The organism is Marinobacterium litorale DSM 23545, assembly GCF_000428985.1.
Classification (GTDB): domain Bacteria; phylum Pseudomonadota; class Gammaproteobacteria; order Pseudomonadales; family Balneatricaceae; genus Marinobacterium_D; species Marinobacterium_D litorale.
Genome location: NZ_KE386831.1, coordinates 1 through 10239, shown reverse-complemented (window position 1 = coordinate 10239; position 10239 = coordinate 1). Strand labels below are relative to the sequence as shown.

The window sequence follows — 10239 nt, the reverse complement described above, 5'->3', positions numbered from 1 at the left end:
CCGCAGACGGCAGCGCCTACGGCGATGAGTTCCAGATCAATAGCTACACAGACGACCATCAGTTTGGGTCATCTGTAACCGCCCTTAACGATGGTGGCTGGCTGGTCACTTGGACATCCTACGGCCAGGATGGCTCCTTTAGTGGCATCTACGCACAACGCTATGACGCCAACGGCAATGCTGTAGAGGTTTTCAACACCCCGCCGGAAGGCGGTGTCACCCTTGAGGGTGAACCGCTGGCCGGTGAGTGGCTCAGCGCCAGCCATACCCTCACCGACGCCGAGGGGATGGGGCCGGTGAGCTATCAGTGGCTGGCCGATGGTGTTGAGATTGAGGGCGCCACCGGTGACCGGCTACGGCTAACCGAAGAGCTTGTGGGCCAGTCTATCGCCGTGGTTGCACGGTATACCGATGGGCAGGGCTTTGTAGCCCGAGTCGAATCCAGCGAGACCGCTCTCGTGGAAGCCGCCAGCGAGCCACCGCAGGGGCAGGTGTTTATCACCGGACAAACCCTGGCGGGCAGCATCCTCGAGGCGCACCATACACTCACCGAAGACAGCCTGGGCAGCCTCAGCTACCAGTGGCTGCTGGATGGTGAGCCCATAGAGGGGGCCACCGAAGGCCGACTGCTGCTCAAAGAGTCTTACACAGGCCATGCCATCAGCGTGCAGGCGCACTATACCAACAGTGCCGGTGATAGCGAGAGTATTCAATCTCCATCAACCCGGCCGGTAAGCCCCAATACGGCTCAGGCCGGCGAGTTTCAGATCAACAGTTTTATCACCAACGCACAGAGCGAGCCCGCCCTGACGGCACTGGCTGATGGCGGCTGGGTGGTCGTATGGCGCTCGGATTACCAGGACGGCTCCCCCGGCAGCATCTACGGCCAGCGTTACGGCGCCGATGGCCTTGCCGATGGCGGTGAGTTCAGGGTTCACCTTTCCGGTTTAACCCAGTCCACCCCCCAGGTTGAAGCGCTGGATGATGGCGGTTGGCTGGTAACCTGGCACTCCACCTACTTAAACGGGCTCAGCCAGGGCTGGTTCGGCCAGCGTTACGATGCGCAAGGTAATGCCCTGGGCGGTCCACTAGTGCTTGATGATCAGCCCGCTGAGCCGCCTCAACCGGCTGTGACCCCGCTTGCCGATGGCGGCTGGCTTGAGGTGTGGGAAGCCGATAACGGCGCTGAGAGCGGCCGTGATATTTACGGCCAGCGCTTCAATGCCGATGGCGAGCCTCTGGGCGATGCCTTCCAGATCAACAGCCAGAGTACGGGTGATCAGAGAGCCCCCATGGCCACTGCACTGGCCGATGGCGGCTGGGTAATAGCCTGGCAGTCCGAGGGGCAGGATGGCGACGCCACCGGCATTTTTGGCCAGCGCTACGACGCGGCGGGCAACCCGGTGCAGAGCTGGGCCACCACCGGTGAGCTTACCCTGGAGGGTGAAGCCCGCGTGGGTGAAACGCTCACCGTTAAGGGTGGTTTACAGGGCGCCGAAGGCCCTCTGGCGCTCAGCTATCAATGGCTGCGGGATGGCGACCCAATAGAAGGTGCCAACGGTAGTGAATACCAACTAACCCAGGAGGATATTGGCCGGGTTATCACGCTAGCCGCTGAATTTATCCCGCAGGATGGTAGCGCCCACCAGCAGCGGCTGAGTACGGACCAACCTGTTGCCAAACCGCTCTGGACCGAGGTAGAGGGGCTGGTTCACCAGATGTATATCGCCTACTACCAGCGCCCGGCCGACCCCAACGGCCTCAAGTACTGGACCGACCAGATAGAGATGCACCAGAACTGGCAGGTGGTCTCCGGTGCCTTTGGTGCGCCGGAAAACGCGGAAAATCAGGCGCTGTACGGGGGTAAAGGCCGTGCCGAGGTGGTGGCCGAGATCTACCGGGCCGCCTTCAACCGCGACGCGGTTGATGATGAGGTGGATTTTTGGGCACAGAGCGAGCACAGCCTTACCGATCTGGCCTTTGCCATCGTCAACGGAGCACAGAACGATGACCACGCCAATATGCAGAGCAAGATGTCGTTCTCGGCGCGCCTGGCAGAGCTGATCGACCCCAGCGGTACGGGAGATCCACAGGCGTACACCGCCCCGTTCGACTTTGACGGCATCGGCATGCTGGCCGAAGTGTCAGCGCAGGATCCGGTTACCCCGCAGGGTGTATCCCAGGCCCTGTTCCAGGCCCAGCAGGCGAAAAACGCCTTTTCTCTGCAGCTGGATATGAGCAAAGTGCCCGATGGCCTTGAGGGTATCGTACTGGGCACACTGGACTACCAGGGCCCCGCCTCGGCCGGCACACCGGTGTTCAGCATCAATGACAACCGGTTTGAGGTGGTCGATGGGTTGGTCCGGCTGAAAACCGATCTACTGATGAACGAGACCGGCCTCAAGGCCCTGGCACAGGTGCTGGGCCTGAGCGTCACCGCCGAATTCAGCAACGGCCTGGCGCTCACCTCGGAACTGTTTGCTGCGCAAGCCAGTGCACTCAATATTACCGATGGTTCTCAAAGCTGGGAGCTGCCGGTCGCGGAGGCCCTGCCCCTGTTTGATAACGGCGCTGATGGCCAGGCTGAACAAAGCGCCGAGCCGAACACCGAGCCCGGTCTTGAAACGCTTGCACTGCTGTCGCCGGACTACGCACCGGCCGATGGGGATCTGATTTTGATGTAACACCGCTGACCTGCGTCTTAAAGGGGAGGGAATATGGATATTACCGGCACACTCAATACGCGCTTTGATGAGGACTGGGTACGGGTCCAGTTATCGGCAGGGACAACCTACCGGTTCACGGCACAGGTCTCGGGCACCGAGGGCAGCAACGACAGCTACAGCTTCGCGGCGTTCAGCACCGAGGATGACGCCGGAATTGTGGTAGACGCCTACTCCAGCCCCTACTGGGCGGTGCGTTACAACGCCACCTACTTTTCCGAGCAGAGCGGCATCAATGAGATTGTCGTCACCCCCTATCTGGACTCCGTGTATTACCTGTCTCTGGCGGCACAGGGCTATTTCGGCACCGATAGCACCCCGGCGGACTATACGCTCAGCGTCACCGAGGTCGAGGACGATTACGCGTCCAATGCCGGTACCACAGGCACAATAACGGTGGGCGGCGAGACCCAGGGACAGATCGAAACTGCCGCCGATAACGACTGGATCACCGCCGAGCTGGAAGCCGGCGTGACCTATCGCTTCTCGGTCAGCTCGGCCGCCTCCTCATCCCTCTACCTGGAACTGTTTTCCAACGGGCAAACGACCATCGCCTACGAAACCGGCGTCATCACCGCCTCCGGGGAGAGCGTGCTGACGTTCACTCCCAAGGAGGGCGGCACCTACCATATCAATGTGGCCCAGTATGCTGCTCTGGAGGCACCTCTCGACTATACCCTCGCGCTGGAGAGTGTGGAGGATGACTACGCCGATAACATCAACACCAGTGGCCTGGTGGCCATTAACGGCAGTGTCGAGGGGCGCTACGATACCGAGGATGATACCGACCTGATAGCAGCCCAGTTGCTGGGCGGACAGAGCTACCGCTTTACCCTGCAGCCGGCGGATGTCGGCGCGGCCCAATCGGCGGGTCTCAGCCTCCTCTCAGTGGAGGATGGCAACGGTACCCATGGGGTGGACTCGGATGATTCCCGCGTGAGCCAGGGCGTATATGACAGTGAAAACGGCCTCTGGTCCGCTGTTATCACGCCCCAGACAGATGCCACCTACTACGCCATAACCGGGGCATCGCAGCATATCGGTGACTACACACTCAGCCTCACCCCGGTCACTGATGATTATGCCGACAATACAGATACTGCAGGCAGCGTTGCCCCGGGCGCCAGCACTGCGGGCACGCTGGAGCAGGCGGGCGATCACGACTGGTTCAGCGCTCAGCTCACCGGCGGCAACACCTACCGCATCAAAGTCGTCAGCGAAGGCGGGCGCGATGCAACCCTGGCCGACCTGCTGGCCGGCTACGGCATCCCCACCGAGGGGATGAGCGCCGAGGAGATGGAAGCCCTGCTCACCCAGATGGGCTTTGATATCAACAACTTGCTGGCGCCACTGTTGGCGGAGTACTCTCTTTCGGGCTACAGCAACAACGACTACAACGGTTTTGTGGATGAGGCCGGCCGCTCAGTGCTTGGTATTTTAGATACCTCCACCGAGGATGACGGCACCCAGATCATCTTCAGCCCACGCCAGGACAGCGAGTGGTTTTTCGATGTCAGTAACGATGCAGGCACCACCGGCGGTTACACGCTGTCGGTAGAAACAATCACCGACGACTACGTCGATAATATCGATACCAGCGGTACAGTCTCGCTGGGCAGCAGCGCAACCGGGCGCATCGATGCGGTTGGTGACAAAGACTGGTTTGCGGTAGAGCTGAGCGCCGATACAACCTATCGTGTAAACCTGCAGACACCCGGCTCCGACAATCCGGGCAATGTCTACAAACCCCACGTCACTGTTTACAGCCTGGAAGACAGCGATGGCTACTTCGACCGGCAGCTGAATGAAGTCGCTCCCCTATTCCGCTGGGAAACCGATTACCAGATGGGCAAAGCGGTGTTCACGCCGATGAATGGCGGTACCTATTACATCGAGGTGGACGGAGCCCTGGCCAGCGGCGCCACCGATTACACGCTCTCGATAGAAACCATAGAGGACGACCTGCCGGACCACACGGGCACCTCCGCCGAGCTTACTTTTTCAGATACACCCACCAACACCCCGCCCACCGGTTCAGTACAGATAACCGGCACCCCTGAGCAGGGTCAAACCCTGAGTGCCGACACAAGCACCCTTGCCGACGCAGACGGACTGGGCACATTCAGCTACCAGTGGTACAGGGATGGTATCGCTATAGGCAACGAAATTTACCCGACCTATGGCCTGACAATGGAGGACGCAGGCGCTTCCATCACCGTAACTGTCTCCTTTACCGATGGTGGGGGAACCGAAGAACTTTTAACGTCTGAAACCGCAGTAGTCGAGGAAGATGATCACGGCAACAGTCAGGACTCCGCCACGCCGATCTCGATTGGAGGTAGCACCTCAGGAGAGATTGAGTTTACTGGAGACAAGGACTGGTTTAGTACGGAGTTAACAGCCGGTGAAACATATCTGTTCGAGCTGCTCGGCTACCGGGCCCAAAAAGGAACCTTAGGGGAGGACTTTGGGGAACGGCCATACCTAACACTATTCGACACGAACGGATACTTCATCGACGGGACCGCGTACGATGAGGCCGGAAACGACCCCTATTATTACCTGACACCCGAGGCGTCTGGAACTTACTTCATTCGTGTTAGTGAGCTGGGTGATGATGATATCGGTACCTATACGCTACGAGTATCCACGAACCACCTTCCCTCCGGCACGGTGGAAATATCAGGCGACGCCATTGAAGGTTATCAGCTCTCGATAGTAAGTTCTCTCTACGACCCCGACGGACTGGGCACATTCAGCTACCAGTGGCAGGCTGATGGTGTGGATCTGCAAGGAGCAACAGGCGAGCAGCTCCTTTTAACTGAGGAGATGGTCGGTAAAAACATCGGGGTGAAGGTTCGCTATACGGACGGTCGCGGAACCACTGAAGAGGTTTTTGCACAGACAACACCCGATATCGAGCCCGCGCCCCCGGCTCTCACGCTGAATGAAGCAGGCAGCGATACGCTCGATGTGGTTATCTCCAATGCGGATCTACAGCCGGGCTTCAACTCGCTTTCATTACGGTTCACCTACAATGCCTCCGAGGTCAGCTTCGATACCCTTTCGCTGCTCGGCGGGGGCTCATCGAGCCTGAGTGTAAGTTCCAGCATTCTGGGCGGCACAGGTACCGTGGAGCTGACCGGATCGGTATCTCCTGCCCTCATGCAGGATGACCAGCTCAAGCTATCGTTCACAACCAGTGCCAAAAGCGGCAACCTGGATATCGCGTTCGACTACTTCCGAGTCGGTTCGGTTTACCATCAAGTCCCACAATATAGCGACTCCTATTATTTCAACTCGCAGCCGACCGGTTCACTTGAGATAACGGGGACCCTCCAAGAGGGTAACACCTTGTTTGTCGCCAACTTTTTGAGCGATGTGGACGGGCTTGGCACATTTAGCTACCAGTGGTTTGCAGATGGAGTCGAACTGGAGGAGACCGGTGATCAACTGACACTGACCCGCGATCATGCAGGAAAGCAGATCAGCGTGATGGCCACCTACACCGATGGTCAAGGGTTCTTCGAATCCATTGAGTCTGATCCGACCCCTGCCATAACACACATCAATATCCCCCCCGAGGGCACGGTAACCATTACCGGCGATAGCGTTCAGGGTGCGACGCTGAGCGCAGAGGCGGCGCTAAGCGACTTCGACGGGCTGGGTGCTTTCAGCTATCAATGGCTCCGGGATGGAGAAATGATCTTGGGTGCTAACGAAAGCACCCTGATACTCACGCAGGAGGAGGTGGACGCCGATATCAGCGTTTGGGTCAGCTACACCGATGGGATGGGCACCTCCGAAACCGTCAGCAGTGAACCGGTCACAGTCTCCAATATTAATGACATGCCAAGCGGCACTGTGACCATTTCAGGCGAGGCTAGACAAGGGCAAACCCTGGCGCTGGATACAACGCAACTGCATGACCCCGACGGTCTCGGGGAGCTCAGTTATCAATGGTTGCGCGACGGCTCACCCATCACAGGCGCTACAGCCAGCAGCCTGGTTCTAACCGAAGCGGATATCGGCGCCTATATCAGCGCTGAAATCACCTATACCGACGGCTTCGGCACCGCTGAGAAAGTCACCAGTGAATCCAGCGCCCCGGTAGCAAAACTGGCTATCGAAGGCAGGGTTATCGATGGTTATATTGAGGGAGCGAGCATCTATATTGACAGCGATGGTGACGGAACCCCCGACCCGGAAGAGCTGACCGATGCCACGACGGATAACCAAGGCCGTTTCTCGGTTGAAAGCAACCTCTCGGGCTCGGTGATCGCTATCGGCGGTACCAACACCGATACCGGCCTGGCCAACAACTTGGCTCTGAGCGCCCCGGCTGGAGCGGGCGTGATTACGCCGATCACCACCCTGATCGACAGCTACGCCCGCCAAAGCGGAGCCAATACTGAGGATGCCCAGGAAGCGGTGGAAACCCTGCTCGGCTTCTCCACCGAGGCGGACCTTCTCAACTACGATCCCTTCCAGGTGGCCGATAGCGAGGCCACCCAGATCCAGAAAACGGCCGCCGCCCTGGCCGCCCTGGGCGATGCCGCCCATGCCGATGGCAGTGACTTCAGCACGGTGGTAGACGTACTCACCCATCAGCTGGGTAGCGATACCTCTGTAGATCTGGCTGACAGTGCCACCCTCACGGAGCTGTTCCGGGGCGCACTGCCGCAGACGCTGATTGAGCAGGCCGCAGTCACCAATGCCGCCCTTCTAACGGCAGAGGACCTGGATGCCATTGCGCAAACCCAGCAGGCCGCCGAGTGGACACCACCGGGCTGGAGCGATACCGAAGCGCTGGTCTACCAGATGTATATCGCCTACTACCAGCGCCCGGCCGACCCCAACGGCCTGAAATACTGGACCGAGCAGATCGACAAATACCAGAACTGGCAGGTGGTCTCCGGCGCTTTTGGTGCCCCGGAAAACGCCGAGAACCAGGCGCTGTATGGCGATAAGTCCCGCCCGGAGATCATCGCCGAGATCTACCGCTCCGCGTTTAACCGCGAAGGGGTGGATGCCGAGATCAATTACTGGAGCGACAGCGAACACAGCCTCACCAACCTGGCCTTTGCCATCGTCAACGGGGCTCAGAATGACGATGCGGCCAACATGCAGAACAAGATGGCCTTCTCCGCCCGCCTGGTGGAGCTGATCGACCCCACCGGCAGTGGTGACCCGGCCCAGTACACGCAACCCTTCAACTTTGATGGTATCGGCATGTTGGCCAGGGTGACCGCCGGTGACGTGATCAGTACAGCAAGAGTCACGCAAGCACTCGCACAATCCAAAGCTGTCCAGCCGGTGTCGGCCATGTTTGCGAACGATACTCTCCAAACAGTTACTATGCCGCACGAGATTAACACCTGGCTGCCCGAAACAAAGCCTGCACACAGCAACCCCGCTGAACCAAACGACCCATCCGACGGGGATTATATGGTTATTATGCTCACGGGATCACAGGCAAGAGAGGAGGAAATATTCCAGCTTTACGGGTAAGGCGACCTGCCATTGAGATCGTTGAAAGAGGCCTTGACCCAGGTCTCTTTTCAACCCGGTTGCAGAGTGTTAGTTTCGAACAACAGTACCGACACAGAATCATGGATGAGAATACGCGGTAATTTCTCAAATTCCCCCTTAAGATACACGCAGGTAGAAGGCGTTAGTGCTTTGTTGCCAGCGCTTCAACGACCTATGGATATTTCTGAATGACTACAACGACCGACCCCTATGACGCTCTTCTCTCCATTAATAACGGGTACTTTACCGCACGATGGAACTTCGGCGATGCGGTCGGCAGCTCGCTCAGCTCGCCTGCGGGTATCGGTAATTCTGCAACGGTAAGTTACAGCTTTTTAACTTCATCCCCGAGTTATTACGCAGGTTCCGGTAACTTTCGTGCTTTTAATACAACGGAAAGGACTGCAGCAACATCCGTTTTGAGTTTAGCTTCCGCTGTCGCTGACATCTCTTTTGTATATCAAGCCTCTGGGGGGGATATCAGCTTCGGAATGGAAGCCCAGTCAGGAAGCAGTGGTTATGCGTACTATCCCAGCTATTATTACAGCTATAGTAACGATACGATTCTGTCCGCGACCCCAACGGATTTAGCGGGTGATATCTGGCTTAACAGCTCTACCAGCTGGACAACACAGGACTTTTCACCCTCATACCATGGTTTCCATACCCTGCTCCACGAACTGGGACACGCCCTCGGTCTAAAACACTCATTCTCCGGCGACTACACCCTCGCCGGCGCTTACGACAGCAACAAGTACACGGTGATGTCCTATACCGATCACCCCAATTCTCTCTATCGGTCAGTTACGGAAACGTCTCCGGGCAACTATTCATTTGATTATCACTATGTTCAGCCAGAAACATTTATGCCCTACGATATTCTGGCACTTCAACACCTGTATGGTGCCAACAGCTCCTACGCCAACGGGGATAACGTTTACACATTTGATCCAGACACACCGTTTATCAAGACGATCTGGGACACCGGTGGCGAAGATACCATCACCATTGCAAACTTTACGCTGGGTAGTTTGATCGATCTTCGGGCCGGCAACTACAGCAGTATCACGATACTCTCTGATGCTTTGCCTCCTGGTTATAGCGGTGGCTCAGTCCCCACTTACGACGGTACAGATAACCTGGCAATCGCCTTCGACGTGACCATCGAACATGCGATTGGAGGCAGCGGAAACGACACGTTAATCGGTAACGATGCCGCTAATGAGTTGACCGGTAATAGCGGCAACGACACGTTAATCGGTGGGCTCGGACAGGACATAGCCATTTACGCCGGTAACCGGGCAGACTACTCGATCACCCAGACAGTCTCTGGTTATACCGTCCAGGATAACGTCGGTAGCGACGGTATTGACGATCTTGAGAGTATCGAGGCGATCATTTTCGCTGACCAAACGCTGTCATTGGTTAACCAGGCTCCCGCTGGAGCTGTCGCCCTGTCAGGATCGTTAGTAGAGGGCTCCACATTAACAGCCGATACTTCTAACCTATCCGATGCCGACGGGCTTGGCGCATTCACATACCGCTGGCTTCGTGATGGATCCACGATTAACGGAGCTACTTCGTCAACCTATACCCTGGTACAAGCGGATGTGGGCACCGGCATCAGTGTAGAGGTGAGCTACACCGACGGTGGTGGAACGTTTGAATCGGTTACCAGTGCAGAATCCAATCCTATTGAGGGTACCAATAGCGCGCCAACGGGCTTGCCCTCAATTCAGGGCATAGCGAGTCAGGGCGAGACGCTCTCCGTCGATACCAGTGCCGTAGCCGATGACGATGGCCTGGGTACGTTCAGCTACCAGTGGCTGCGCGATGGCAGTGCCATCAGCGGGGCCACCGGCACCCAGTACACCCTGACTCAGGATGATGTGGGTTCTCAGGTCAGTGTTCGCCTCCGCTATACCGATGCGCAGGGTACCGCCGAGAGTGTCACCAGTTCCGCCACCGGCAGCGTCGCTAATGT

Annotated in this window: 3 protein-coding genes; all 3 read left to right on the top strand. The window is 57.7% G+C overall.

Annotation, left to right across the window (positions count from 1 at the left end; all coding sequences use genetic code 11):
• A partial coding sequence (locus G403_RS25510) for a hypothetical protein (RefSeq protein ID WP_036235017.1) occupies positions 1-2684 on the top strand: 2684 nt, incomplete at its 5' end.
• 33 nt (positions 2685-2717) lie between these two features.
• Positions 2718-8234, top strand: a complete 5517-nt coding sequence (locus G403_RS0121550) for a hypothetical protein (protein WP_027855811.1) — start codon at positions 2718-2720, stop codon at positions 8232-8234.
• 512 nt (positions 8235-8746) lie between these two features.
• Positions 8747-10239: M10 family metallopeptidase C-terminal domain-containing protein (locus G403_RS25430; protein ID WP_027855810.1), on the top strand; the 1493-nt coding region annotated here is incomplete at its 3' end.